Source organism: Pseudomonas sp. R4-84 (assembly GCF_054130985.1).
Genome location: NZ_CP096390.1, coordinates 463016 through 488581, shown reverse-complemented (window position 1 = coordinate 488581; position 25566 = coordinate 463016). Strand labels below are relative to the sequence as shown.

The following is a 25566-nucleotide window of genomic DNA, read 5'->3' as shown; positions in this document are numbered from 1 at the left end:
GTTGGCTGAACGACCTCAAGCATCGTCGCCCTTCAGCATTCGGATCGATCATGAAAAGCAAAACCATCCGCCGCTGGTCCTTCGTCCACACCTGGACCAGCCTGATCTGCACGGTGTTCCTGCTGATGTTGGCAATCACCGGGTTGCCGTTGATTTTCCATCATGAGATCGAGCACCTGTTGGGCGATGCGCCAGAGCTGCGGGAGATGCCGGCCGGCACGCCGCCGCTCGACCTGCAACAACTGGTGGAAAAAGCCAAGGCCCATCGCCCGGGCGAGGTGGTCCAGTATTTTGGCTGGGACGAGGACGACCCCAACGGCATCATCACCATCATGGCGCCGACACCGGGCACCGAACCCAACTCCTCCCACACGTTCATGCTTGATGCACGCACGGGCGAAGCCTTGGAAATGCCCTCGGCCAACGGCGGTTTCATGATGGTCATGCTGCGCCTGCACGTGGACATGTTCGCCGGTTTGCCGGGCAAGTTGCTGCTGGCGTTCATGGGTTTGCTGTTCGTGATCGCCATCGTCTCCGGCGTGGTGCTGTATTTGCCATTCATGCGCCGCTTGAAGTTCGCCACGGTTCGCCAGGACAAATCCACGCGCCTGCGCTGGCTCGACCTGCACAACCTGATCGGCGTGGTCACCCTGGTCTGGGCGCTGACCGTCGGCGTGACCGGCGTGATCGCCGCCTGCGCCGACCTGATCATTGCCGCATGGCGCAACGATAGCCTCAGCGCCATGGTCGAGCCCTATCGCAACGCGCCGCCATTGACCGAGCTGGCCCCGGCAACCCGCTTGCTGGACATTGCCAAGGATGTCGCTCCCGGCATGGAGCCGAGCTTCATCGCCTTCCCCGGCACGCTGTTTTCCAGCGAGCACCATTACAGCGTGTTCATGAAAGGCAGCACTCACCTGACCTCCCATCTGCTGACGCCTGTACTGATCGACGCCAGCACCCTGGATATCACCGCCGTGGCCGAACGGCCGTGGTACATGGACATGATGAGCCTGTCCCTGCCCTTGCATTTCGGCGACTACGGTGGCCGGCCAATGCAGATCTTCTGGGCGACCCTGGACATCCTGACCATCATCGTCCTGGGCAGTGGTGTTTATCTGTGGGTGGTTCGGCGCAAGACCGCCAAGCGCGCAATCGTCGGCGCGGAGGTCGAAGCGTGAGGCCTCGGCAGTCGAATTTCTGGAAGGTGTTTGGTATCCCCGTGGTCATCGGCGCTTTGAGCGCGGCGGGGCTGTTTTCGGCATTGTTGGGCGATGGCGCGTGGGATGCGGTGAGTTGGGTGGGCTTGGGCGTACCGACGGTGCTGGGGACCTGGGGTTTGTTCAAGCGCCGATAATTCCAGCGCGGCAATGAACCTATGGGAGCATTCGATACTCGCCAGCCGCCGTGCAACTGTCTAGGCTAAGCCCCAGCCCGCCCCATCGAGGATCTCTGCATGTCCAGCCCCAGCATGACCCTGTTCCACAACCCCGCGTCCCCCTTCGTCCGCAAGGTGCTGGTGCTGCTGCACGAAACCGGCCAGCAGGACCGTGTGGCGTTGCAGTTGAGTCAACTCACGCCGGTCAAGCCCGACCGGGCGCTGATCGAAGAAAACCCGTTGAGCAAGATCCCGGCCTTGCGCTTGGCCAACGGGACGGTGATCCACGACAGCCGCGTCATCCTTGATTACCTCGATCACCAGCATGTCGGCAACCCGCTGATCCCCCGCGAGGGCGCGGCCCGCTGGCGGCGCTTGACCTTGGCCTCCCTGGCCGACGGGATCATGGACGCGGCGGTGATGATCCGCTACGAGACCGCGCTGCGCCCCACGGAAAAACACTGGGCCGAATGGCTCGATGCGCAACGGGACAAGATTCGCCGTGCCGTGGCCCTGCTCGAAGCCGAGGCGATTGCCGAACTGGCCTGTCATTTCGACATCGCCTCCATCAGCGTCGCCTGCGCCCTGGGTTACCTGGACCTGCGCCATCCGGACCTGGAATGGCGCAAGTCCAATCCCCAGCTAGCGGCGTGGTTTGCCGAGGTGAGCTTGCGGCCTTCGATGCTCGAGACGGTGCCCAGGGTTTAATTTTTACTGGATATCACGACTTTTTCGCCAGCAGGCTCGCCCCCCATTGATCGTGTGGTCCCTGTGGGAGCGAGCCTGCTCGCGAAGGCCGCGCACCGGATCCATCGGAAACAACCCAGCAATTCGCTTCACCAGCAGCTCTCCCAACCACTGATCCTCCCGCAACCCCAGCGACCGACTCATTTCACCTCTCCCAGATCGAAGCTCATCGCCGCAACAGGCTTCGCGCCCACGCCGTACCAGTCCAACTTGCGGGTCAACACCATGAACACACCGAGCAGGCCGAACAGCAGCAGCGAGCCCATCAACAGCGCATAGTCTTCAGCGCTTAGCAACCCATAGAGCAAACCGTACAACCCCGCCAACCCGGCTGAAAAACCCAGGCCGTGGCTGACGCTGCGCAGCACATGGCAGACATAAAAGCCGATCAACACCACGCAGGCACTGGCCGAAACAAGGTACGCCAGGGTGAAGCCTATGTGTTCCGAAAGCGACAACAGCAATAGATAGAAGAAGGCCAGGGCCACGCCCACCAGTGCGTATTGGACCGGGTGCACCGCCAGGCTCTTGAGCACTTCGAAGAGGAAGAACCCGGCGAACGTCAGCGCAATGAGCAGCAGCGCGTATTTGATCGCCCGATCGCTCTTCAGGTATTGGTCCACCGGATCGACGAAACTCACGCCGAATGCACGGCTGCGGAATGCTTCGCAGCCATCGCTGGGCTCGCATGCCTGCAATGTTTCCAAGAGGTTGGTGGAGAAAAACGAGGTCTGCCAATCGGCACTGAAGCCCTGCTCGTTGACCTCGCGATCGACCGGCAGGTAGTTGCCGATAAAGCTGGGGTGCGGCCAGTCGGCGGAGAGGTGCACCTTGGTGGACTTGCCCACCGGCAGGATCTGCAATTCACCGGTACCTTGCAGGCGCAGGTCGAAACCGAAGGTCAGCTCGGGGCTGCCTTGGGCGGTGATCATGGGCAGCGGTACGTGCACGCCTTGCCCAAGCCAGCCAAGCCGCGAGCCGGGAAGGAAGTCGACGGTCTGCTGGTTCAGCGTCAGGGTCAAGGCATTCTCGATGCCGCGAATGTCGCTGATACCGACGCTCAGGTACGGCTCGTCAAAGCGATAGTCGGCGAAATCCTTCGCGGCGACGCCATAACGCTCCGGCACCTTGAAGCGCCCATCGATCCGATTGTCAGCGTGAAACAAGCGCGCCTCGTAGATACCCCGGGCGCGGGTTTCGGTACGCACCTGGCCGTCGAGTTCGAATTGCTCCGGCAAAAAGTACAACTCACCACTTCGTTCGACGGTCTCCAGGAAACGCACGCCCGTCTTTTCGTTGGTATTCCAGACTTTCACGTCCTTGCGAAACGGGACGACGATCATCGGGCCGATCAGTTGCTGGCTGTGGCTGGAACTGCGGGCGATGTCCTGCAGCACCCCGTCGCGCAGCTCTTGGCGCTCATCGATAAGGCCGCTGATCATCAACAACGGAATCATCAGTAAGAGGATCAAGAGGGCAATCATGCCCAGTTTTATAGCGAGACTGCGGTTCATGTGAGGCTCTCCCTGTTCGAATGAGGGAGAGTCTGGCGTGGCCGTGTGGGGGGTTTATGGGGCGAATGTGGAGATTGTGTGGAGAATCGCGACCGGGAACCTGTGGAAAATCAGCAACAGTGGTTCAGGGCAACCGCAGCAGCACTTCCACCCCTCCCTCGACATTGCCTATGCTGAACGCCCCGCCATGCAACTGCACCACCTCCTCAACGAAGTTCAGCCCCAGGCCGGTGCTCTTGCGGCCGCTGTCCGGGCGAGGCAAGGAGTAGAAACGTTCACTCAAACGGGGCAGCGCATAGTCGGGAATTGGCTCGGCCTGGTTGAACAGGCGGATCTCGACCGCATTGCCGATACGCTCGGCGCTGAGCCGTAGCAGGCCCGCGACAGGCGTGAAGTCCAGGGCATTTTCCAGCAGATTGCCCAACGCCTGGCGCAACAGAAAAGGCTCCCCGGTCAGCGCCAGGTCGGCAGCGATGTGCTGCTCGATCTTTAACTGGCGACTTTCGATCCAGCCGCCACGCGCTTGCAACAACTCATCCATCAACGCCGCGACCGGCACCGCCACCACGTCTTCCAGGCCTTGCCGCTGCTCGACCTGGGCCAGGTTGAGCAAACGCTCGATCAACTGCTGCATCCGCACGCTTTCGCTGTCGATGTTGCTGACGAAACGCTGGTGCTGGGCGGCCGGCATGTCGCTCTGCAGCAGCTCGGCGGCGCCGCGAATCGCCGCCAGCGGACTCTTGAGCTCATGGGTCAGGGTATGTACGTATCGCTCGACATACGCCTTGCCTTCAAGCTGGGTGCGCATATGCTCCACCGCCCCCGCCAATTGTTCGAACTCGCCGCCGCGATAGTGCGGCACCTCCACCCGACGGCCCTGGCTGACCGCCTGGGCATAAGCCGTCAAGCGCCGCAATGCCGCGCTGAGCCACCACGACAGCAAGGCGCCCAGCAACAGGCCAAGGCCGATCAGACCGGCGCCGTAGGCGAGCAAACGCCGCTCCGTGCGGTCAACGTAAGGCTGCAAGGAGCTATTGGGCTTGGCCACCGTCACCACGCCGATGATCCGGCCGTTGTCACGGATCGGCGCCCCGACATGCATCACCGAAGACGCCGGGTCATCCGGATCGCTGCGGGTCGAACGGGCGCCATAGTGACCGCGCAGCGTCAGGTAGACGTCGTTCCAGCGCGAATAGTCCTGCCCCACTGCCGCGCCGCTGGAATCGAGCACCACGATGCCGTTGGCGTCGGTGACGTAGATGCGGTGGCTGACCTGGTTTTTCGGCAGCCCCCAGATTGTCGCGGCCGGCTGGCGCTCACCATAGGATTTGAGCAGTTGCGGCCAGCGGTTCTGGCTAAGCGTTCCGGCCTTGAAATCGTCCCGCAGGATCTCAGCCATCAGGTTGGCCGTGTCCACCAGGGTTTCCTCGGTGGACTGGCGCACACCGGGGCGGATTTCCTCCATGACCGTGTTGAGCACGAAATACCCGGCCAAGCCAATAAACAACACATAGGCAAGGAAGATACGAATGCCCAGTGACATCAGCTGTGCCCCGGGCTGTAGCTGTAGCCGAGCCCCCGATGAGTCTGGATCGGCTCGGCCTCGGCCCGGACCAGGCGCAGTTTGGCACGTAGGCTCTTGATATGACTGTCGATCGTGCGCTCGTAACCGGCGTCGCTGGCCACGCCCAGGGCATCGAGCAACTGTTCGCGGCTGAAGACCCGTTCGGGCTGGTCCAGCAAACAGTGCAACAAGCGAAACTCGTGGCGCGTGAGGTTCAGCGGTTTGCCGCGATAGTTGATCTGCACGCGATCAGGGTCGACCTGGAACAACGCGGTCCCCGTTTCGGCGATCGGTCGCGGCGCCACTCGCTTGAGGATGGCGCGGACCCTGGCGGCCACTTCCCGAGGGCTGAAGGGTTTGACCACGTAGTCGTCGGCACCAATCTCCAAGCCCACCACCCGATCAATCTCGCCGTCCCGAGCTGTAAGAAAGATGACCGGGACGTCGCTGAAACGTCTGAGATTCTTACACGTCTCAAAACCACTGATATCTGGGAGGCCTACATCGAGAATGATCAGGTCCGCCGGCGTGTTTTTCTGGTGCTCGAGGGCAGCTGCGCCAAGGCTCAGCCAAGTGGTGTCAAAGCCTTCGCCCTGCAGGGCAAACACCAGCGTATCGGCAATGGCGGCTTCGTCTTCGACAATCAGAATATGAGGCATGGCGTCCGAGCCCGACAGGAAAGTTGCCGGAACGGTGCCCCAAGCCTCGGGGCACGTCAATCGCGCAAATCAACAGTCCGGTTTATCCGCTGTAAACCGCCGTGCCGGGTTGACCGCCGCCTTGAATTCGCGCAAGGCCTTGGCGCCGATCAGTAGCGGGTAGTTGAAGCTGCTGCGGTCGGTCAGGTTGACCTCGACGGTGCGCTTGACGTTACCCAGGCACATTTCCAGTTCCACCACCGGACGTTTACTCGGGGCGATCTTTTCATCGTCGTCCTCGTCCTCTTCTGAACGGGTCTTGATCTTGCTGATGCGGGCAATCTTATGCTCATAGATCTTGTTGCTCGCGTCTTTGGTTGCCAGGCGAAACCGTACCCAATCATCGCCGTCACGGGTGAACGTCTCGATGTCCTTGGCCGACAGCGAAGCGGTCAGCGCACCGGTGTCCATTTTCGCCTTGAGCACTTCGCCGCCCATTTCCGGCAGCGCTATGTATTCATAGCGCCCGTACAAGGTGGGTTCGGCGGCAAGTACTGGAAGGGCCACCAGGGAAAGCAGGGCTAGAACGGATTTCATGTAGGAGGCTTCCATTGTGGGAGTGGGATTTTAGACCGTGGTCGGTGAATTCGTTCGGTTGACTTCGACAGGGATGGCTACGGGACATCCAGCCTATCGATCAAAAGGTGAAACATTCGTCCATCGCGATTTGGCCTGTCGCTCGAAGCTGCTTATCATGGCCCGCCCACCCGTTTGCAAGAGTCATCTATGCGCCGCCTGCTCACCGGCTGTCTCGTCACCCTGTTGCTGATGCTCAACACCTTGGTGCTGTTCGGACCGCTCATGGTGTTTGCGCTCTTGAAACTGGTCCTGCCCGGGCGTTTTCGCGACTACGCCTCGTTGGCGGTCATGTGGATCGCCGAGACCTGGGCTGAAATCGACAAACTGATCTTTGCCCTGTGCATCCCCACTCGCTGGGACATTCGCGGTGGCGAAGGCCTGCGCGGCGACACCTCCTACCTGGTGATCAGCAACCACCAATCCTGGGTGGACATCCCCGCCCTGGTCCAGGCCCTCAACCGGCGCACGCCTTTTTTCAAGTTTTTCCTCAAGAAGGAACTGATCTGGGTGCCCTTCCTTGGCTTGGCCTGGTGGGCGCTGGATTACCCCTTCATGAAACGCTACACCAAGGCCTTCCTGGCGAAGAACCCGGAACTGGCTGGTCGCGATCTGGAAATCACCAAGGCCGCCTGTGAGCTGTTCAAGCGCCAACCGGTCACTGTGGTGAACTACCTTGAAGGCACGCGTTACACAACGGCCAAAAGCCAGGCGCAGCAATCGCCCTTCGCTCACCTGCTCAAGCCCAAGGCCGGCGGGGTGGCATTCGTGCTGGCGGCGATGGGCGAGCAACTGGACGCGGTGCTGGACGTAACAGTGGTCTACCCGCAAGAGCGGATTCCAGGTTTTTGGGACTTGATCAGCGGGGCGGTGCCCAAGGTCATCATCGACATCCAGACCCGTGAACTGGACCCGACGCTGTGGCAGGGCGATTACGAGAACGACCCCGTGTTTCGCCAGCACGTCCAGGACTGGGTCAACTTGCTGTGGGCCGAAAAAGATCGGCGTATTGCTGCGCTGCGCAGCGAAGGCCGGCTTGAGTAACACCTTCTAAGCTGAGAATTGAGGTTTATCGCAAAAAAATCAGATCACGCCATGGGTAGTTCCAAATCGAGATAAAAAACTGTCAGGGTTGACAGTAGCCCTCACCGGACACAGCCGTAACGATGTCGCCGAGAATTAAATTGGAGACATGCACATGCGATATTTCATTGGAGGCGGCGCGGGAATGATGCTGCTGATAATCGGCCATGTTCAGGCTGGAGAAGCTTCTTGTCCGGCCTTGACACAACTCCAGGACGACACTGCAACCGTCAATATCCAGGATGCTCCTGACTGGCAGAGCCAAACCATCGTGCAAGAGCTCAACCCTGCGTCACTACAATTTGACGAAGCGGAATTCGCGATCCAGGAACCAGACGAATATCAACAGGTCAGCGTGATCTACCAGCACTGCGAGACGAAACTTACCCTTGACTACCTTACACCGGGATTGAACGGTCATTGCACAAGCCTCGGCACCCGTGCTTGCCAATTTCGGAACAGCAGCGATTATTTCAGTCTCAGATTTTGATGAGTCCGTGGCGGATTTTCGAGGTCGCCACCTTCATCAAACACCTGCGCCAGCCGCACTGCGGGAAAGCCAGGCTGGCCGCCGCTGAAGAATAGCTTTTCTATCGCTCACAAGTTTCTACATAACAGAGAAACTTCCTACAGCAAACTCCGAAACTTCCAATTTCTTTTGTATTTATCTCACGCTAGAGCGGTGAGCCGATATATATCTATACATAATTGCGGATTGACATAAAGGACTGTCAACTCTGACAGTAGCCCGACCTGGAAACAGCCGTAAGAATAGCCATGGGCCGAGCCAGGAGGCGCGACATGTTTAAGATACGAGCCGGCGGCGTGGGGGTATTGCTAGGGGTTATTGGCCAGGTTAACGCCGGCGAAATAACCTGCCCCGCGGCCACGGACATACACAGAAACATCGAGGCGGTAGAAGATGTTTATTTTGTCGAAGGGCACGATGAGTTCGAATGGCGGAGCGAAAACCTCGTGGATTTGGTCAACCCGAGAAAACTGTTATTTGAAGGCGCGGAGTATGTACAGCACGAAGAAAGCGAGGACGAAGAAGAACTTGCCATTCGTACCACCATCACATGCCGATATGGCGATATGAATCTGGTCATGCAATATCCGCACGTCCAAGAACCCACCTTTTCGCCGTGGATAAACAACAGCTGTAAAAGCCAGGATGTTAACGAGTGCCAACTCATCAATGCCGATTATTTTCAAGTCAGCTTTGATTAAGGTCAGGTACGTAGTCGGAGTTTCGCTACTCCAAACCTGCTCTGCCATTCCCGCTGGGGTTACCGTAAAGTGCGGCATCTTCTTACCAGAGCTTGCTCATGAATGTACAAATCGGCGGCGCCACCCTCGCCGTCATCCTGACCGGCATGCTGATTGTCCTGGGCGTCAATGAATGCCAGCGTGGCCCTTTGAATCCGGATCTTGCCGACAACCTCAGTGACGAGCAGAAGGCATGGCTGACGGTTGAACATCGCATCAAACGCTCGGACCCGGCTCTTACCGAAGTCATCCGCAACCAGCAATCCTTGACCGTCTTCTACCGTCCAGACGCTGCCACGCAGGCGTCAGAACCGTGGGTGGAGCACATGTTGCGCGTGGTTGGGCATGGCCTGGCCGCACTCAACAGCGCGCCCGGCGCCAAGCAATACACACACGTCACGATCAAGGCGCGGATGCTTGTCGATGATGATGTGGAACTGGTTTACGACATGCCGGGTTTTGACGCAATCAAGACGCAACAGGGCGGCTACGTGACCTTTGCCAGCATGCCCCGTAGCCTGACTTTCAGCCGCGACGCCCTGGCCCAAGCGCAGGACTATTGCCAAGGCCCCAGCGCCAAAGGTCTCTACCCTCAATTCTGCGAACGGGTCGGGAACGCAACGGCCCAAGAGTAACCGTGGCGATAGGGCTTGCTCCCGCTGGGCTGAAGCAGCCAGCAGGCTATTTCCTTTTGGTCTAGCCTACTGTCATTTCTGACAGTAGGCTTAAGCACGACGCTCAGCAACCATAATTACTCCGATCGACAAAGGGAGTACCTGAAATGCGCACTTTAATAATTGGCTTGCTTTGCGTCGCTGGCCTCCTGAGCGTTACCCATGTTGCGAATGCAGCAAACTGTCCCGCCGTAAAAGAAATAAAGTTTCGTTGGGGGCCGGAGACCATACCTGGCCGAACGATTTATGAGCAATATTTGGTGGAGGATTCCTCTGGAAAAATTATCTGGCAAGGCGAAGCCGCAGGCCCTAACTTTTTAGAACCTGATTACCAAATGAAGTTAAAAACGCCCAACCCTATTGCAAACACCTGCTTATATAGTTATCGGGAGAGTTATAAAGACGACACTAACTACCCCCCTCAGCAGGCCTGGAGGAATGCAGAGCTGAAACTCTCTAAACAGCCTTGAGGGCAAGTTATATCGATAAAAAGGGCGACATCACTGTCGCCCTTTTTCCGTCTTGCCTACAACCTTACGCCGCGCTGAACAACTTGTGCGGATCGATCACGAACTTCTTCGGCACGCCCGCATCGAACTCGCCATACCCCTTCGGCGCGTCGTCCAGGCTGATGACCTGCACACCCACGATTTCGGCAATGTTGATACGGTCCCACATGATCGCCTGCATCAGCTGGCGATTGTATTTCATCACCGGGGTCTGGCCGGTGTGGAAGCTGTGGGATTTAGCCCAGCCCAAGCCGAAGCGGATGCTCAGGCTGCCCATTTTCGCTGCGGCATCGACCGCGCCAGGGTCTTCGGTGACGTACAGGCCGGGGATGCCGATCTTGCCAGCGACGCGGACCACGCCCATCAATGAGTTGAGCACGGTGGCCGGGGCTTCGTGCTTGACGCCGTCATGGCCATGGCCGCGAGCTTCGAAGCCTACAGCGTCGACCGCGCAGTCGACTTCAGGCTCGCCCAGCAGCGCGGCGATCTGCTCATGCAGCGGAGTGTCCTGGGACAGGTCGGCAATTTCGAAGCCCTGGGCCTTGGCGTGGGCCAGGCGGACCGGATTCACGTCGCCGATGATGACCACGGCCGCGCCCAACAGGCGAGCGGACGCAGCGGCCGCCAGGCCAACCGGACCGGCACCGGCGATGTAGACGGTGCTGCCCGGGCCAACGCCGGCGGTGACGGCGCCGTGGTAGCCGGTGGGCAGGATGTCGGACAGGCAGGTCAGGTCACGGATTTTCTCCATGGCCTTGTCACGATCCGGCAGTTTCAGCAGGTTGAAATCGGCGTACGGCACCAGCACGTATTCGGCTTGGCCGCCGGTCCAGTCGCCCATGTCGACGTAACCGTAGGCACCGCCGGCACGGGCCGGGTTGACGGTCAGGCAGACGCCGGTGTGCATTTCCTTGCAGGAACGGCAGCGCCCGCAAGCCACGTTGAACGGTACCGATACCAGGTCGCCGATTTTCAGGTTCTCGACGTCGCTGCCCTTCTCGATCACCTCACCGGTGATCTCATGGCCCAGGACCAGCCCGGTCTGGGCGGTGGTACGACCGCGCACCATATGTTGGTCGGAGCCGCAGATGTTGGTGGAGACTACGCGCAGGATGACGCCGTGCTCGATCTTCCTGCCGCGCGGGTCCTGCATTTTGGGATAGTCGATTTTCTGTACTTCGACCTTGCCGTTGCCGAGATACACGACACCACGATTACCGGACATGCTTTCACCTCGCTGTTGTTTTTATGAAACTGCGCTGCCCAGGCAGGCAGCGCGTTGATTGCTCGGGTTGGTGCTTGTGGCTTGTTTCTGTGTTCGGTGCTTGTTTTGGTGTTGTCAGTAAAGGCCCTATCGCGAGCAAGCTCGCTCCCACAATGGACTGTTGGTGCGTCCAGAATCTGCAGGCCTACACAGATCCTGTGGGAGCGAGCTTGCTCGCGATGACGGTCTAAAGAACAACCGTGCGATTGGCGTTCAAGAACACCCGCCGCTCAATGTGATACCCCACCGCCCGGGCCAAGGTGAGCCCTTCGATATCCCTGCCCTTGGCAATCAAATCTTCGGGGTAGTGGCTGTGGTCCACCACTTCCACGCCTTGGGCAATGATCGGCCCTTCGTCCAGATCGTTGTTGATGTAATGCGCCGTGGCGCCCACCAGCTTCACGCCTTTGTTGTAGGCCTGGTGATACGGCTTGGCACCCTTGAACCCCGGCAGCAACGAGTGATGGATGTTGATCGCCTTGCCATCAAGCTTGCGGCACAACTCTGGCGACAGCACTTGCATGTAGCGGGCGAGGATCACCAGTTCGGCGCCGGTGTCTTCGATCACCTGCCACACCTGCCGCTCCTGGGCCGGTTTGTCGTTCGGGTCAAGGGGGAAATGGTAGTAGGGAATCTGGTGCCAGTCGGCCAACGGCTTGAGGTCTGGGTGGTTGGACACCACGGCCACTACGTCCATCGACAACTGGCCGATGCGCTGGCGGTAGAGCAAGTCGTTGAGGCAGTGATCGGCTTTGGAGACCATGATCACCACTTTGGGTCGATAGTTGGGCGGGGTCAGTTCGAAGACCATGCCAAAGGCTTCGGCACGCTCGGCCAGGCCGGCGCGGAAACTCTGCTCATCGAAACCGTCAGGTTGGCGAAACTCCACGCGAATGAAGAAGCGCGCCGAGAGTCGGTCGTCGAACGAGTGGTGTTCGGTGACGTAGCAGCCCTGCTCGAACAGAAAGCGGGTCACCGCGTCCACCGTGCCGAGCACGCTGGGGCAATCGGCAGTCAGGATCCATGTGTCTGGGGCGCGGCTCATTGCGGTGACTCCTGTTTGTTATGGACAAATCCCCCGCTAAGCACAGAACCCCTGTGGCGAGGGGATTTATCCCCGCTGGGCTGCGGAGCAGCCCCTAGACCTGCTACTTCAGAGTGTCAGGTTGATCACATCAAGCTTTTAGGGCTGCTTCGCAGCCCAGCGGGGATAAATCCCCTCGCCACAACAGTGTTCAGCTTTAGCCTCTGTGTATCAGGCCTGCACGCTCAACCCATACTCCGCCGCGGCATCCTGCAACCACAGCCACCAGTAGTCGGAGAAGCTGCGGCGGATCACCAGTTCCCAGGTGTCTTCAGCCGTATGGCGGATCACCAGTTGCGACTTGGCGAACACCGTGCCCACGGCTTTGCCCACCGGGAAATTGCTTGGGTGTACATCGTAGCTGGTGGATTTCATCAGCACGTCGCGCACGTTCGGGCCGGACAGTTCGAGGATCTGCTGGCCGCCACTGACATTGACGATCTGGATGTGCAGGTCGCCGAGGGCTTCACGCAGCTTTTGCTCGGCGGCGAACTCCTCGCCGGTGGGCACCACCAGCAGCCATTCATCCGGGCCGAGCCATTGCAGGCTGGTTTCGCCCTTGATGACGACGGTCAGCGCGGCCGGCAATTCCAGGCCCAGGGCCTTGTGCACGCCAGCGGCGAACGCTGGGTCATGGCCGTCGCCACGAATGGTCAGGTGGCCCAGGAGTTTTTTCTCGCGCACGGTCACGCCGGCGTTCTTGCGACCCTTGCCCACCTGGCTTGCGAGGTCGGCATGGTGCAGCGACGACTCGGCCTTGGCCCCGGTGGTTGGGCGTTGTTGGTACACGTTGACTGCGGTCATATGGAGCACCTGTCTGAATACTATTGAGCCAACCTTGTGGCGACCTTCAGGCCGTCATCGCGAGCAAGCTCGCTCCCACAAGGGTTACGCGATCAACTGTGGGAGCGAGCTTGCTCGCGATTGCGCCCCACAGGATCTCAAGCCAATCAGATGTTCTGCCGATCCCCCTTCGGATCGAAGAACACCGAAGAAACGATCTCTGCCTCGATCACCCGGCCGTCGGCCAATGGCGCGAACACCCGCTCGCCCAGGCGCTTCAAGCCACCCTTGACCACACCCATCGCAAACGAATAACCCAGAGAGTTATGCGCATAGCTGGAGGTGACGTGGCCGACCATCGACATCGGGATCGCCTGCTTGGGGTTGAACACCAGCTGGGCGCCTTCCGGCAGCCAGACATTCGGGTCGATCGGCTTGAGCCCCACCAGTTGCTTGCGATTTTCGCGCACGCAATCTTCGCGATTCATCCCGCGCCAGCCGATCCAAGAGAACGGCTTGGTGCGGCCGACGCACCAGCCCATGTTCAGGTCGTCCGGGGTCATCGAACCGTCGGTGTCCTGACCGACGATGATGAAGCCTTTCTCAGCCCGCAAGACGTGCATGGTCTCGGTGCCGTACGGGGTCAGGTTGTATTTCTTGCCGGCCTCGACGATCTGCTCGAGCACACCCATGGCGTAGTCGGCCTGCACGTTGATCTCGTATGACAGCTCACCGGTGAACGAGATACGGAACACCCGCGCCGGCACGCCGCCCACCAGGCCTTCCTTCCAGGTCATGAACGGGAAGCCGTCCTTGTCCAGGTCGATGTCGGTGACTTCGCTCAGCAGCTTGCGGCTGTTGGGCCCCGACAGGGTCATGGTTGCCCAGTGGTCGGTGACCGAGGTGAAGTACACCTTCAAGTCCGGCCATTCGGTCTGCTGGTAGATCTCCAGCCATTGCAGCACACGAGCCGCGCCGCCAGTGGTGGTGGTCATCAGGAAATGGTTGTCCGCCAGACAGGCTGTCACGCCGTCGTCGAAGACCATGCCGTCTTCCTTGCACATCAGGCCGTAGCGGGCCTTGCCCACGTCGAGCTTGGTCCAGGCATTGGTGTAGATGCGGTTGAGGAACTCACGGGCATCCGGGCCCTGGATATCGATCTTGCCCAGGGTCGAGGCGTCCAGCAGGCCGACGCTGTCGCGCACCGCCTTGCATTCGCGCTTGACTGCGGCGTGCATGTCTTCGCCGTTCTTCGGGAAGTACCAAGGGCGCTTCCATTGGCCGACGTCTTCGAACTCGGCACCGTTTTTTACATGCCAGGCATGCAGCGCGGTGAAGCGCACCGGCTCGAAAATGTGCCCGCAGTGACGGCCGGCCACCGCGCCGAAAGTCACCGGCGTGTAGTTCGGACGGAACATGGTGGTGCCCATCTGCGGGATGCTCACGTTCAGCGAACGGGCCGCGATGGCCAGGCCGTTGACGTTGCCCAGCTTGCCTTGGTCAGTGCCGAAGCCCAGGGCGGTGTAACGCTTGACGTGTTCCACCGACTCGAAGCCTTCACGGGTGGCGAGTTCGATGGCGGCGGCGGTGACGTCGTTTTGCAGGTCGACGAATTGCTTCGGCGCCCGAGCGGTGGTTTTTTCGTGGGGCACCTGGAACAGCGCCAGGGTCGGTTCTTCGTGACGGCTCAGGGCTTTGGGCAACACGCCCTCCACTGCCTTGAAACCCGCTTCGCTGGCCGCGCGCACGCCGCCTTCGAAACCGTCGGCCAAGCTATCGCCGAGGCTGTACACACCATTTACACCGCCGACGCACACCCGTTTCTGCGGAGCTTCGCCCGGTACGAAACCGAGGATGTCTTCACGCCAGATCGGCTTGCCGCCCAGGTGCGAAGCCAGGTGGACCACCGGGCTGTAGCCGCCGGAGCTCGCCACCAGGTCGCAGTCCAGCCATTCGCCGGGGCTGGTGACTGTATGGGCGCGCACATCGATCGCGGCAACCCGTGCCCCGGTGACGCGCTTGCTGCCACGGGCTTCGATCACGGCGCTGCCGGTAAGGATGCGGATGCCCTTGGCACGGGCTTCTTCCACCAGTGCGCCACGTGGGTTGCTGCGGGCATCGGCGACGGCTACCACTTGCAGGCCGGCGTCGAACCAGTCCAGGGCCACGCGATAGGCGTGGTCATTGTTGGTGCTCAGGACCAGTTTCTTGCCCGGCGCCACGCCGTAGCGGCGGATGTAAGTAGAAACCGCGCCAGCCAGCATGTTGCCCGGCACGTCGTTGTTGCCGTAGACCAATGGCCGCTCGCAGGCGCCGGTCGCCAGCACCACGCGCTTGGCGCGGACCCGGTTGATGCGCTGGCGGACCTGGCCGATCGGAGCGCGATCACCCAGGTGATCGGTGAGGCGCTCATGGATGGTCAGGAAGTTATGGTCGTGGTAGCCGTTCACCGTGGCGCGAGGCAGCAACACCACTTCCGGCATCGAGCGCAGTTCAGCCACCGCGGCAGCGACCCACTCGGTCGCCGGCTTGCCGTCCAGACTCTCGCGGGAATCGAGCAGGCTGCCACCGAACTCTTCCTGCTCGTCAGCCAGGATCACGCGCGCACCGCTGCGGGCCGCGGCCAGTGCGGCGGCCAGACCAGCAGGACCGGCGCCGACGATCAACACGTCGCAGTGACGGTTCATGTAGTCGTAGGTGTCCGGATCGTTCTCGGTCGGCGAGCGACCCAACCCTGCGGCCTTGCGGATGTACTTTTCGTAGGTCATCCAGAACGATTGCGGGTACATGAAGGTTTTGTAGTAGAAGCCCGGCGGCATCAGCTTGCCGCCGACCTTGCCGAGGATCCCCATCATGTCGTTGTTCACGTTCGGCCAGCCGTTGGTGCTGGTGGCGACCAGGCCTTGGTACAGCGCTTGTTGCGTGGCCCGTACGTTCGGAATCTGGGTGGCTTCGGTGGCACCGATCTGCAGCACCGCGTTCGGCTCTTCGGCGCCGGCGGCGAAAATGCCGCGCGGACGGGAATACTTGAAGCTGCGACCGATGATGTCGACACCGTTGGCCAGCAGCGCGGCGGCCAGGGAGTCGCCCTCGAAGCCTTTGTAGGTCTGGCCGTTGAAGGTGAAGCTCAGCACTTTGTTACGGTCGATCCGTCCGCCGTTGGACAGGCGATTGATCTGGCTCATACCTTCTCTCCCAGAGCCTGCGCGGCCGCTTTCGGACTGTCAGCCTTGTCGGTGAATTGCGGCTTTTGACCGATCTTGTAGGTTTCGAGAATTTCGTAGGTCACGGTGTCACGGGTCGCGTTGAAGTACTGGCGGCAACCGGCGGCATGGATCCACAACTCGTGATGCAGACCGCGAGGGTTGTCGCGGAAGAACATGTAGTCGCCCCACTCCTCGTCGGTGCAGGCGTTCGGGTCCAGTGGACGCGGGATATGCGCCTGGCCGGATGCATGGAATTCCTCTTCGGAGCGCAGTTCGCCGCAGTGAGGACAGAAGATGTGCAACATGGGGATTTCTCCTGTTAGTGGGCGACGGCAGCAGCGCCGTGTTCGTCAATGAGTGCGCCGTTGTGGAAACGGTCGATGGAAAACGGCGCGGCCAGCGGGTGCATTTCACCCTTGGCCAGGCTTGCGGCAAACACGTTGCCCGAGCCAGGTGTGGCCTTGAAACCACCGGTGCCCCAACCGCAGTTGAAGAACATGTTCGGCACCGGGGTCTTGGAGATGATCGGGCAGGCGTCCGGGGTGGTGTCGACGATGCCGCCCCACTGGCGGTTCATGCGCACCCGCGAGAGCACCGGGAACATTTCGACGATGGCCTGGATGGTGTGCTCGATCACCGGGTACGAACCACGCTGGCCGTAGCCGTTGTAGCCGTCGATACCGGCGCCGATCACCAGGTCGCCCTTGTCGGACTGGCTGATGTAGCCGTGTACGGCGTTGGACATGATCACGCTGTCGATGATCGGCTTGATCGGCTCCGATACCAACGCTTGCAATGGATGGGACTCAACCGGCAGGCGGAAGCCCGCGAGCTTGGCCATGTGCCCGGAGTTACCGGCGGTCACCACGCCGACACGCTTGGCGCCGATGAAGCCCTTGTTGGTTTCAACGCCGATGCACACGCCGTTTTCCTTGCGGAAACCGATCACTTCGGTCTGCTGGATCAGGTCCACGCCCAACGCGTCCGCCGCCCGGGCAAAGCCCCAGGCCACGGCATCGTGACGGGCCACGCCGCCGCGACGCTGGACGGTGGCGCCCATCACCGGGTAGCGGGTGTTTTTCGAGCAATCCAGGTATGGGATTTCGTCGGCCACTTGCTTGGCATTGAGCAGCTCGCCGTCCACGCCGTTGAGGCGGTTGGCGCTGACGCGACGCTCGGAATCACGGATGTCCTGCAGGGTATGGCACAGGTTGTAGACGCCACGCTGGGAAAACATCACGTTGTAGTTCAGGTCCTGGGACAGGCCTTCCCAGAGTTTCATCGCGTGTTCATACAGGTGGGCCGACTCGTCCCACAGGTAGTTGGAGCGCACGATGGTGGTGTTGCGCGCGGTGTTACCGCCGCCCAGCCAGCCCTTCTCGACCACGGCCACGTTGGTGATGCCGTGTTCCTTGGCCAGGTAATAGGCGGTCGCCAGGCCATGCCCGCCACCGCCGACGATGACCACGTCATAAACCTTTTTCGGCGTCGGCGTGCGCCACATCCGCTGCCAGTTTTCATGGTGGCTGAGTGAGTGTTTGAAGAGGCCGAAGCCCGAATAGCGTTGCATAGTCATTTACTCCAAAACCGACTCAGCGATAAACCGGGAAGTCCGCGCACAGGGCCGCCACTTGCTGCGCGACATTGGCCTCGACATCGGCATCGCCGAGGTTGTCGAGGATGTCGCAGATCCAACCGGCCAGCGTGACGCACTGGCTGACCTTGAAACCGCGCGTGGTCACCGCCGGGGTACCGATACGCAGGCCCGAGGTCACGAACGGCGATTGCGGGTCGTTCGGCACGGCGTTCTTGTTGACGGTGATGTGGGCGCGGCCCAGGGCGGCGTCGGCGTCCTTGCCCGTCAGGCCCTGGCGAATCAGGCTGACCAGGAACAGGTGATTATCGGTGCCGCCGGATACCACATCGTAGCCACGCTTGATGAACACGCCAGCCATGGCCTGGGCGTTTTCGATCACTTGCTGTTGATAGGCCTTGAAACCTGGTTCCAGGGCCTCCTTGAAGCACACGGCCTTGCCGGCGATCACGTGCATCAGCGGGCCGCCCTGGGCGCCGGGGAATACCGCGGCGTTGAGCTTCTTCTCGATTTCTTCGTTGGACTTGGCCAGGATCAGACCGCCACGGGGACCGCGCAGGGTCTTGTGGGTGGTGGTGGTGACCACGTCGGCGTACGGCAGTGGGTTTGGGTACAGGCCGGCGGCAACCAGGCCAGCGACGTGGGCCATGTCGACGAACAGCAGCGCACCGACCTTGTCGGCGATCTGGCGGAAGCGTGGAAAATCCAGGGTCTTGGAGTAGGCAGAGAAACCGGCAACGATCATCTTCGGCTTGCACTCGACCGCCAGGCGCTCGACTTCGTCGTAGTCGATCAGGCCGGTGGTGGTATCGATACCGTATTGCACCGCGTTGTAGAGTTTGCCTGAGGACGACACTTTCGCACCGTGAGTCAGGTGACCGCCGTGGGCCAGGCTCATGCCCAGGATGGTGTCACCGGCTTGCAGCAGGGCCAGGTAGACGGCGCTGTTGGCCGACGAACCGGAGTGGGGCTGGACGTTGGCGTAATCGGCGCCGAACAACTGCTTGGCGCGCTCGATGGCCAGGGCCTCGACCTTGTCGACGTGCTCGCAGCCACCGTAGTAGCGCTTGCCCGGATAGCCTTCGGCGTATTTGTTGGTCAAGCCGCTGCCCTGGGCCTGCATCACACGCTTGCTGGTGTAGTTCTCGGACGCGATCAGTTCGATGTGGTCTTCCTGGCGTTGCTCCTCGGCATTCATCGCCGCCAGCAGTGCATCATCGTAGCCTTGGATTTGGTCTTGCTTGCTGAACATCGCGTCTCTCCCAGCGGCGGCGGTGCGCCTTTCGTCTCGGTGAGGCACGGACCGTTTCGGTCGTGCCCTTTGGATGCGATGGTATGGCCGGCGCAGGCAGGTCAAATGCCTATGGACGCCACGCAAAGGTGCGTTTACGACATGGGATCAAATGGAATCGAACACCTTCCCTTGTGGTGAGAGAACAAGGGTTATGCAAAGGCTTGGCGAACCGCGAGCAACAGCAGAAAGTGCGCGGGATAGAGCAGATAGGCCCAACGTCGCATCGGCACCGGATGAAAACGACTCGCGTGTCGCAAAAGCACCAGGCCCAGCCCTGGCGCGATCAGGCAAGCCACCAACCCCCACAACGCCACCGCATCCCCCAGCCACGCGGCGCCATACAGCACCCGCCATTGATTGGCCGCCACGCACACCAGTCCCGGCAGCAAGGCCAGAAACAGCGAGCGCTTGAACGCCAGCAATGTCGCCAGTGGCAGCAGCACCCCATAGAAGCCAAACATCAACCGCGACGAAAACAGCGCCGCCAGCAGCAACGCCATCGCGGCCAGGCATCGCGCTTCCAAGGTGGGCGTCTGCCAACAACGCGCTACCAATAACCCAAGCACCAACGTAGGCATGACATTCAAGGTGGCGGGGGCGGGAATGAACAAGCGATAGGGAATTTCGCTGACGGCGCTGAACAGCAACAGCCAGCCCAGGTAGCGCCACGCATCGGTGCCGGCGGCGCCGCCGCTGCGCGCCAGGTTTGCCGCCATCGCCAGGCAGAACCACGGAAACGCCAACCGCCCCGGCACATACAGCCAATCGACGGAAAAACCGACATATCGCAGATGATCGAGGACCATCGACAACAGTGCCAGCCACTTGAGCAGGTCCAGGGCGCCGTCGCGTCGACTCATGTGCGTCGCGGCCCTGGGGCTTTGTGATTTTCTGACAGAAACATCCCGTATGTTCCCCCTCTAATCTTGGGTAAAGTGCGCACCAACATAGACCACGGCGTTGCGCACTCAAGCACGCCGGACCAAGGAACCCCCATCCGGGAATTCCGCCAGGGATCTCTTACCCAGGACTCTCTAATCAAGGAGCACGGCCATGACCGACAAGAGTCAACAATTTGCCAGCGACAACTATTCCGGCATCTGCCCTGAAGCCTGGGCGGCCATGGAAGAAGCCAACCAGGGCCACCAGCGCGCCTACGGCGACGACGAGTGGACCCATCGCGCGGCGGATGATTTCCGTGCCTTGTTCGAAACCGACTGCGAAGTGTTCTTCGCGTTCAACGGCACGGCGGCCAACTCCTTGGCGCTGTCCTCACTGTGCCAGAGTTATCACAGCGTGATCTGCTCGGAAACCGCCCACGTCGAGACCGACGAATGTGGCGCGCCGGAATTCTTCTCCAACGGCTCCAAGCTGCTGGTGGCACGCACCGAGAACGGCAAGCTGACGCCCGACTCGATCCGCGAGGTCGCCCTAAAGCGCCAGGATATCCATTACCCCAAGCCGCGCGTCGTGACCCTGACCCAGGCCACGGAAGTGGGCAGCGTCTACACGCCGGAGGAAATCCGCGCCATCAGCGTCACCTGCAAGGAGCTGGGCCTGAACCTGCACATGGACGGCGCGCGATTCTCCAACGCCTGCGCCTTCCTCGGCTGCACCCCGGCCGACCTGACCTGGAAGGCCGGCGTGGACGTGTTGTGCTTCGGCGGGACGAAAAACGGCATGGCGGTGGGCGAAGCAATTCTGTTCTTCAACCACGACCTGGCCGAAGACTTCGACTACCGCTGCAAACAGGCCGGGCAACTGGCATCGAAAATGCGCTTCCTGTCCGCGCCCTGGGTCGGCCTGCTGCAAAACGACGCCTGGCTCAAGCACGCCCGCCACGCCAACCGCTGCGCGCAATTGCTGGCGGAGCTGGTCAGCGACATCGAGGGCGTGGAACTGATGTTCCCGGTCCAGGCCAACGGGGTGTTCCTGCAACTCTCGGAGCCGGCTATCGCCGCGCTGACGGCCAAGGGCTGGCGCTTCTACACCTTCATCGGCAAGGGCGGCGCACGCTTCATGTGCTCGTGGGATACAGAAGAGGCGCGGGTGCGGGAATTGGCGGCGGATATTCGGGAAGTGATGGCGGGCTAGGAAATATTGCAGGTTCACCTGTGGCGAGGGGATTTATCCCCGCTGGGCCGCGAAGCGGCCCTGAAATCTGCGGACGCGATGTATCAGATTGATCGAGTTGATTGCTTTAGGGCTGCTTCGCAGCCCAACGGGGATAAATCCCCTCGCCACAAGAGCTCATCGCGCGCCTGAAAGAACGGATCAAAACTCGATCCGCACATCCCCCTTCGGCACGCTGCAGCACGACAGGATATAACCCTCGGCCTCGTCGTCCTCGGTGATCCCGCCGTTGTGCTCCATGTCCACTTCCCCGCCTAGCTTCAACACCTTGCAAGTGCCGCAGATGCCCATGCCACAAGCCTTGGGGATCATCAGGCCGAGCTTGGCGGCGGCCGCGTGGACGGTTTCGCCCGGTGCTACGCCGATGCTCTTGCCGGAGGCGACGAATTCCACCTGGTGCAGGTCCGCCTGGTCAACTTCCGGTGCGTCAGCGGCCTGTTCGGCCTGTTCCACCGCATCGGCGCGGGCTTCCGGTGGCGTGGCGCCAAAGGATTCCTCGTGATAACGCTTCATGTCATAGCCGGCGGCTTCCAGCAGGCGCTTGACCGCACTCATGTACGGCGTCGGGCCGCAGCAGAACACTTCGCGCTCGAGGAAATCGGGCACCATCAATTCCAGCATCTTGTGATTCAAGTATCCGCGGTACCCGGCCCACGGCTCGCCCAGGCCATGTTTTTCGCAGATCAGGTGCAAGCTGAAGTTGTCGATCCGCGACGCCATGTGCTCCAGCTCGCGGTGGTAGATGATGTCCTTGGGCGAGCGAGCGCTGTGGACGAAGGTCATGTCGACGTTAGCGTTGGTATCGTAGAACCAACGCGCCATGGACATGCACGGCGTAATTCCCACGCCACCGCTGAGGTAAAGCACTTTCGGACTCGGGAAATCGATGGCGTTGAACAGCCCCACCGGCCCGTGCACCGCCAGTTCCTGGCCCTCGTGCAGCGTATCGTGCAGCCAGTTGGAAACCTTGCCCCCCGGCACGCGCTTGATGGTCACCGAGAAGCTGTAGGGCACCGACGGCGAACTGGAAATGGTGTAGGAACGCATGATCGGCTGGCCTTCGATTTCCAGCTCCAGGGTGACAAATTGCCCGGGCTTGAAAAAGAACATGATCGGCTGGTCGGCCATGAAACAGAATGTGCGCACATCCCAGGTTTCCTGGATGACTTTGACGCAACGAACGATATGTCGGCCATTGGCCCAGGTCTGGGTGGTGACCGGGTTCAGGAAATTATTGGACATGCTGATCTCCACGGCCGACTGTCGGCCTTAATGATGGCGATTGTGCTTAGGCGCCTGTACCGCCATTTACCTATCTGCGACATTCACATACTTATCGCGACCAGCCCCCAACTACCGGGGCTTGCGCGTCGGGAACAGATTGGGCCATGTCGCCCATGGATAAGGTTGCGCCCCTGCGCGGCCCCACACTCGCCCCAACAGACAATCACAAATTTCTGCCTTGCGTAGCACAACCGATCAGCCACTTTTTTGATGGTCTCGTAGAGGACCATGAGGACAAAACGATGGACGTCACCACCACCCTGAGCCTGGGCGATCCGCTGGAACCCGCACGCAAGGCCACCGCGCAGATGCTGCAAGAGCGCGAGCGCACCTTTTCGCTGCCGCAGCCGTTCTACTCCGATGAGCGCCTGTTCGATATCGACATGCAGGAAATTTTCCAGAAGGAATGGTTGATCGCCGGCATGACCTGCGAAATCCCGGCGAAGGGCAACTACCTGACGCTGCAGATCGGCAAGAACCCGATCATTGTGATTCGCGGCGCCGAGGGCGTGGTGCATGCCTTCCATAACGTCTGCCGCCACCGTGGTTCGCGGCTGTGCACCAGCGACAAGGGCAAGGTCGCCAAACTGGTCTGCCATTACCACCAGTGGACCTACGAACTGGACGGTCGCCTGCTGTTCGCCGGCACCGAGATGGGTGCCGACTTCGACATGAAGCAGTACGGCCTCAAGCCGGTGAACGTGAAGACCGCCGGCGGCTACATCTTCATCAGCCTGGCCGAGAACCCACCGGCCATCGATGATTTCCTGTCGACCCTGAACCACTACATGGAACCCTACGACATGGAGAACACCAAGGTGGCGGTGCAAACCACCTTGATGGAAAAGGCCAACTGGAAACTGGTGCTGGAGAACAACCGCGAGTGCTACCACTGCAACGCCTCGCACCCTGAACTGCTAAAAACCTTGCTGGAATGGGACGACGTCACCGACCCACGCGCCGACCAGGCGTTCAAGGACCACGTGGCCGCTTCCGCCGCCGCCTGGGAAGCCGAGAAGATCCCTTACGCCCACGCCAGCTTCGGCCTGCGCAACCGAATCGTGCGCATGCCGCTGCTCAAGGGCACCGTGTCGATGACCATGGACGGCAAGCAAGGCTGCGCCAAGCTGATGGGCCGCATCAAGAACCCGGACCTGGGCTCGATGCGCATCCTGCACCTGCCGCACTCGTGGAACCACTGCATGGGCGACCACATCATCGTGTTCACCGTGTGGCCGATCAGCGCCCAGGAAACCATGGTCACCACCAAGTGGCTGGTGCACAAGGACGCGGTCGAAGGCGTCGACTACGACGTAGAGCGCATGCGCCAGGTCTGGGACGCCACCAACGACCAGGACCGTCGCCTGGCCGAGGAAAACCAGCGCGGCATCAACTCCACCGCCTACCAGCCGGGCCCGTACTCCAAGACCTACGAGTTCGGCGTGGTGAATTTCGTGGATTGGTACAGCGAGCGCCTGCTCAACAACCTGGGGGCCGAACCTGCGCCGTACCTCAAGGGCGTTCCGGTCCAGGGCTAAGTCAGAAGCATCGTTGGATCGCCGCCCGGAGCAAGCTCGCTCCCACAGGTTCTGTGACCGACACAGAACCCTTGTGGGAGAGAGCCTGCTCGCGATAGCGGCCTGACATTCACCGACTACCTGGACGACCACCGCACACTGCCATCCTCCCCATAAAACGTCTCGACAATCTCCTCCCCCCTCAGCTGAACCTTCACATACCCATTCAACACCCGCTCCGGATACGTCTCGTCCCCCGCCAGTTCAGTTTCCGACCATAGCACCCGGGCATGCCCGTTCAACTCGCTGGTGGTGCCATAGGGAATCGCCCCGTGCCCGGCGCAGCGCGCATGCAGCCCACCTTGGGGTGCGTAACAGATGCCATTGTGCAAATGGCCCCAATACCAATAATCCGGCTCGCGCCCCAGGGCGTCGCAGACCGGTTGATAAAGCGCGGTCTTGTTGTGCCCTGAAATGTCGAAGCCTTGGTGATGACTGAGCACCATGAGCTTCTTGCGCTTGGGCAGGGTTTTCATCCACTCGATCTGCTGGGTGTTGAGGGTGCCGTCCATGTACAGGTTCATTGCGTCCGAAGCGTAGGCACTGTCGAGCCCGACCACCAGCCAGTCGTCGTTGTACAAGGCGAAATAACTGGTGCCCTGTTGCACCGGAAAACGCGACGCCAGCTCCTTGAAGTAGCCATGGGCGCCGCTGTACATCTCATGGTTGGAGTTGAGGGTGAACGACCCATGCTTGCCCTGCGGCCACCCGGCCATGTCGACATCTTCCTGGGAATGCGTGCCGGCGTAGTAGACATCGCCCAGGTGGATGGTGAAGTCAGCCTGGGCCAGTTGCATCTGGTTGGCGACGGCCACCGCGGGTGCGTGACTGTCGAACGGCCCGGTGCCCCAGTCGCCTGCGATGGCGAGCACCACGTCGTTGTCCATTTTCACCAGCGCCGGGGTGGTGGCGAACGTCGCGTGGTGGCGCAGGTTTTCAATCCATTTGAGCAGCGCCTCGCTCCACAGCAGGTCCAGCAATTCCCATTTTCGGCACCCCAGCAAGGTGCCGTCCTTGAGTACTCGGGTGCGCAGTTCGTCTTCGCTTTGCGGCAAGGCGCTGGCGTTGCCGATCTTCAGGATCGACAAGCCATGAGCGAGCTCCCAGGGCACGGCCGGCTCATCGTCCGGCAGATCGCCGTGATCGATGACGTGCCGGGCCTGGTCATGGCCTCGCTGCAGCAGCTTGACGATGGCCTGGAATTCCTCCGGTTCCAGGTCGTTGACGAGTTTTTTCCAGGACATTTCCAGCCGCGTGACCAACCCATGCAGGCGGACCTTGACCTTGTCGAACTCATGTTCCCAATGATGCAGTAATGACATGTGGACGCTCCTT

24 protein-coding genes are annotated in these 25566 nt (G+C 60.8%); 10 read left to right on the top strand and 14 right to left on the bottom strand.

All coding sequences use genetic code 11. The features are described from left to right. The first annotated feature begins 50 nt into the window (after positions 1-50). From M1D68_RS02225 to M1D68_RS02215, 3 genes are all read left to right on the top strand, one after another. Positions 51-1181 carry a PepSY-associated TM helix domain-containing protein gene (locus tag M1D68_RS02225; RefSeq protein ID WP_457969153.1) on the top strand — a complete coding sequence of 377 codons (1131 nt, stop codon included), beginning with the start codon at positions 51-53 and terminating at the stop codon, positions 1179-1181. Further along, positions 1178-1357, top strand: coding sequence for a hypothetical protein (locus M1D68_RS02220; protein ID WP_420764922.1), 180 nt, complete (start codon positions 1178-1180; stop codon positions 1355-1357). Before M1D68_RS02225 ends, M1D68_RS02220 begins: the two co-directional genes overlap by 4 nt. 99 nt (positions 1358-1456) lie before the next feature. Then, a complete protein-coding gene (locus M1D68_RS02215; RefSeq protein ID WP_434561937.1) occupies positions 1457-2086 on the top strand; it encodes a glutathione S-transferase in 630 nt (209 codons plus the stop codon). 179 nt (positions 2087-2265) lie between these two features. On the opposite strand, the gene creD is transcribed toward M1D68_RS02215, so the two are convergent. The 4 genes from creD to rloA2 form a co-directional block, all read right to left on the bottom strand. Next, positions 2266-3639, bottom strand: coding sequence for a cell envelope integrity protein CreD (gene creD, locus M1D68_RS02210; protein ID WP_457969151.1), 1374 nt, complete (start codon positions 3637-3639; stop codon positions 2266-2268). A 124-nt stretch (positions 3640-3763) separates the two neighbouring features. Continuing rightward, on the bottom strand, positions 3764-5182 hold the full coding sequence (creC, locus tag M1D68_RS02205; RefSeq protein ID WP_457969149.1) for a two-component system sensor histidine kinase CreC: 1419 nt from the start codon (positions 5180-5182) through the stop codon (positions 3764-3766). Beyond that, positions 5182-5862, bottom strand: coding sequence for a two-component system response regulator CreB (creB, locus tag M1D68_RS02200; RefSeq protein ID WP_420764926.1), 681 nt, complete (start codon positions 5860-5862; stop codon positions 5182-5184). The genes creC and creB overlap by 1 nt, the downstream gene beginning before the upstream one ends. 69 nt (positions 5863-5931) lie before the next feature. Beyond that, positions 5932-6438, bottom strand: a complete 507-nt coding sequence (gene rloA2, locus M1D68_RS02195; RefSeq protein WP_420764927.1) for a retropepsin-like aspartic peptidase RloA2 — start codon at positions 6436-6438, stop codon at positions 5932-5934. 189 nt (positions 6439-6627) lie between these two features. Between rloA2 and M1D68_RS02190 the strand changes: the two genes are divergently transcribed. From M1D68_RS02190 to M1D68_RS02170, 5 genes are all read left to right on the top strand, one after another. Then, the gene (locus M1D68_RS02190; protein WP_457969147.1) at positions 6628-7521 is read left to right on the top strand and encodes an acyltransferase; all 894 of its coding nucleotides are present in this window, start codon (positions 6628-6630) and stop codon (positions 7519-7521) included. Positions 7522-7675: 154 nt separating this feature from the next. Continuing rightward, positions 7676-8050 (top strand): hypothetical protein, encoded by a 375-nt coding sequence (locus tag M1D68_RS02185; protein ID WP_434609140.1) that lies wholly within the window; start codon positions 7676-7678, stop codon positions 8048-8050. A 311-nt stretch (positions 8051-8361) separates the two neighbouring features. Then, positions 8362-8790 (top strand): DUF3757 domain-containing protein, encoded by a 429-nt coding sequence (locus M1D68_RS02180; protein WP_457969145.1) that lies wholly within the window; start codon positions 8362-8364, stop codon positions 8788-8790. 98 nt (positions 8791-8888) lie between these two features. Further along, positions 8889-9464: a hypothetical protein gene (locus tag M1D68_RS02175; protein WP_457969143.1), complete on the top strand. Its 576-nt coding sequence runs from the start codon at positions 8889-8891 to the stop codon at positions 9462-9464. 146 nt (positions 9465-9610) lie between these two features. Next, positions 9611-9973, top strand: a complete 363-nt coding sequence (locus M1D68_RS02170; protein ID WP_457969141.1) for a hypothetical protein — start codon at positions 9611-9613, stop codon at positions 9971-9973. A 64-nt stretch (positions 9974-10037) separates the two neighbouring features. Here M1D68_RS02170 and fdhA read toward each other — a convergent pair whose 3' ends face one another. From fdhA to M1D68_RS02130, 8 genes are all read right to left on the bottom strand, one after another. Beyond that, positions 10038-11237 (bottom strand): formaldehyde dehydrogenase, glutathione-independent, encoded by a 1200-nt coding sequence (gene fdhA, locus M1D68_RS02165; RefSeq protein WP_039590652.1) that lies wholly within the window; start codon positions 11235-11237, stop codon positions 10038-10040. A gap of 226 nt (positions 11238-11463) precedes the next feature. After that, a complete protein-coding gene (gene purU / locus M1D68_RS02160; protein ID WP_420764933.1) occupies positions 11464-12321 on the bottom strand; it encodes a formyltetrahydrofolate deformylase in 858 nt (285 codons plus the stop codon). A gap of 210 nt (positions 12322-12531) precedes the next feature. Beyond that, positions 12532-13164, bottom strand: a complete 633-nt coding sequence (locus M1D68_RS02155) for a sarcosine oxidase subunit gamma (RefSeq protein ID WP_420764934.1) — start codon at positions 13162-13164, stop codon at positions 12532-12534. Positions 13165-13310: 146 nt separating this feature from the next. Continuing rightward, entirely contained in the window at positions 13311-16328 is a 3018-nt protein-coding gene (locus tag M1D68_RS02150) for a sarcosine oxidase subunit alpha (RefSeq protein ID WP_420764935.1), read from the bottom strand. Beyond that, positions 16325-16654, bottom strand: coding sequence for a sarcosine oxidase subunit delta (locus tag M1D68_RS02145; RefSeq protein ID WP_434561923.1), 330 nt, complete (start codon positions 16652-16654; stop codon positions 16325-16327). The genes M1D68_RS02150 and M1D68_RS02145 overlap by 4 nt, the downstream gene beginning before the upstream one ends. A 14-nt stretch (positions 16655-16668) precedes the next feature. Further along, positions 16669-17919: a sarcosine oxidase subunit beta gene (locus tag M1D68_RS02140; protein WP_030139293.1), complete on the bottom strand. Its 1251-nt coding sequence runs from the start codon at positions 17917-17919 to the stop codon at positions 16669-16671. A gap of 22 nt (positions 17920-17941) precedes the next feature. Next, positions 17942-19195 (bottom strand): serine hydroxymethyltransferase, encoded by a 1254-nt coding sequence (glyA, locus tag M1D68_RS02135; protein WP_420764937.1) that lies wholly within the window; start codon positions 19193-19195, stop codon positions 17942-17944. Between the two features lie 191 nt (positions 19196-19386). Continuing rightward, entirely contained in the window at positions 19387-20097 is a 711-nt protein-coding gene (locus M1D68_RS02130) for a TraX family protein (protein ID WP_457969138.1), read from the bottom strand. Between the two features lie 193 nt (positions 20098-20290). Between M1D68_RS02130 and M1D68_RS02125 the strand changes: the two genes are divergently transcribed. Further along, positions 20291-21331, top strand: a complete 1041-nt coding sequence (locus M1D68_RS02125) for a threonine aldolase family protein (RefSeq protein ID WP_420764939.1) — start codon at positions 20291-20293, stop codon at positions 21329-21331. A 180-nt stretch (positions 21332-21511) separates the two neighbouring features. Here M1D68_RS02125 and gbcB read toward each other — a convergent pair whose 3' ends face one another. Further along, positions 21512-22612: a glycine-betaine demethylase subunit GbcB gene (gene gbcB / locus M1D68_RS02120; RefSeq protein ID WP_420764940.1), complete on the bottom strand. Its 1101-nt coding sequence runs from the start codon at positions 22610-22612 to the stop codon at positions 21512-21514. 284 nt (positions 22613-22896) lie between these two features. Between gbcB and gbcA the strand changes: the two genes are divergently transcribed. Further along, a complete protein-coding gene (gene gbcA, locus M1D68_RS02115) occupies positions 22897-24192 on the top strand; it encodes a glycine-betaine demethylase subunit GbcA (RefSeq protein WP_434561915.1) in 1296 nt (431 codons plus the stop codon). A 116-nt stretch (positions 24193-24308) separates the two neighbouring features. Here gbcA and M1D68_RS02110 read toward each other — a convergent pair whose 3' ends face one another. Then, entirely contained in the window at positions 24309-25553 is a 1245-nt protein-coding gene (locus M1D68_RS02110) for a metallophosphoesterase (RefSeq protein ID WP_420764942.1), read from the bottom strand. Positions 25554-25566 lie beyond the last annotated feature (13 nt).

Excerpts from the sequence above, each read along its gene's own strand:
- M1D68_RS02225 (WP_457969153.1), top strand. The coding sequence starts at position 51 with ATGAAAAGCAAAACCATCCGCCGCTGGTCCTTCGTCCACACCTGGACC.
- M1D68_RS02215 (WP_434561937.1), top strand. The coding sequence starts at position 1,457 with ATGTCCAGCCCCAGCATGACCCTGTTCCACAACCCCGCGTCCCCCTTC.
- creD (WP_457969151.1), bottom strand. The coding sequence starts at position 3,639 with ATGAACCGCAGTCTCGCTATAAAACTGGGCATGATTGCCCTCTTGATC.
- creC (WP_457969149.1), bottom strand. The coding sequence starts at position 5,182 with ATGTCACTGGGCATTCGTATCTTCCTTGCCTATGTGTTGTTTATTGGC.
- creB (WP_420764926.1), bottom strand. The coding sequence starts at position 5,862 with ATGCCTCATATTCTGATTGTCGAAGACGAAGCCGCCATTGCCGATACG.
- rloA2 (WP_420764927.1), bottom strand. The coding sequence starts at position 6,438 with ATGAAATCCGTTCTAGCCCTGCTTTCCCTGGTGGCCCTTCCAGTACTT.
- M1D68_RS02190 (WP_457969147.1), top strand. The coding sequence starts at position 6,628 with ATGCGCCGCCTGCTCACCGGCTGTCTCGTCACCCTGTTGCTGATGCTC.
- M1D68_RS02185 (WP_434609140.1), top strand. The coding sequence starts at position 7,676 with ATGCGATATTTCATTGGAGGCGGCGCGGGAATGATGCTGCTGATAATC.
- M1D68_RS02180 (WP_457969145.1), top strand. The coding sequence starts at position 8,362 with ATGTTTAAGATACGAGCCGGCGGCGTGGGGGTATTGCTAGGGGTTATT.
- M1D68_RS02175 (WP_457969143.1), top strand. The coding sequence starts at position 8,889 with ATGAATGTACAAATCGGCGGCGCCACCCTCGCCGTCATCCTGACCGGC.
- M1D68_RS02170 (WP_457969141.1), top strand. The coding sequence starts at position 9,611 with ATGCGCACTTTAATAATTGGCTTGCTTTGCGTCGCTGGCCTCCTGAGC.
- fdhA (WP_039590652.1), bottom strand. The coding sequence starts at position 11,237 with ATGTCCGGTAATCGTGGTGTCGTGTATCTCGGCAACGGCAAGGTCGAA.
- purU (WP_420764933.1), bottom strand. The coding sequence starts at position 12,321 with ATGAGCCGCGCCCCAGACACATGGATCCTGACTGCCGATTGCCCCAGC.
- M1D68_RS02155 (WP_420764934.1), bottom strand. The coding sequence starts at position 13,164 with ATGACCGCAGTCAACGTGTACCAACAACGCCCAACCACCGGGGCCAAG.
- M1D68_RS02150 (WP_420764935.1), bottom strand. The coding sequence starts at position 16,328 with ATGAGCCAGATCAATCGCCTGTCCAACGGCGGACGGATCGACCGTAAC.
- M1D68_RS02145 (WP_434561923.1), bottom strand. The coding sequence starts at position 16,654 with ATGTTGCACATCTTCTGTCCTCACTGCGGCGAACTGCGCTCCGAAGAG.
- M1D68_RS02140 (WP_030139293.1), bottom strand. The coding sequence starts at position 17,919 with ATGCAACGCTATTCGGGCTTCGGCCTCTTCAAACACTCACTCAGCCAC.
- glyA (WP_420764937.1), bottom strand. The coding sequence starts at position 19,195 with ATGTTCAGCAAGCAAGACCAAATCCAAGGCTACGATGATGCACTGCTG.
- M1D68_RS02130 (WP_457969138.1), bottom strand. The coding sequence starts at position 20,097 with ATGAGTCGACGCGACGGCGCCCTGGACCTGCTCAAGTGGCTGGCACTG.
- M1D68_RS02125 (WP_420764939.1), top strand. The coding sequence starts at position 20,291 with ATGACCGACAAGAGTCAACAATTTGCCAGCGACAACTATTCCGGCATC.
- gbcB (WP_420764940.1), bottom strand. The coding sequence starts at position 22,612 with ATGTCCAATAATTTCCTGAACCCGGTCACCACCCAGACCTGGGCCAAT.
- gbcA (WP_434561915.1), top strand. The coding sequence starts at position 22,897 with ATGGACGTCACCACCACCCTGAGCCTGGGCGATCCGCTGGAACCCGCA.
- M1D68_RS02110 (WP_420764942.1), bottom strand. The coding sequence starts at position 25,553 with ATGTCATTACTGCATCATTGGGAACATGAGTTCGACAAGGTCAAGGTC.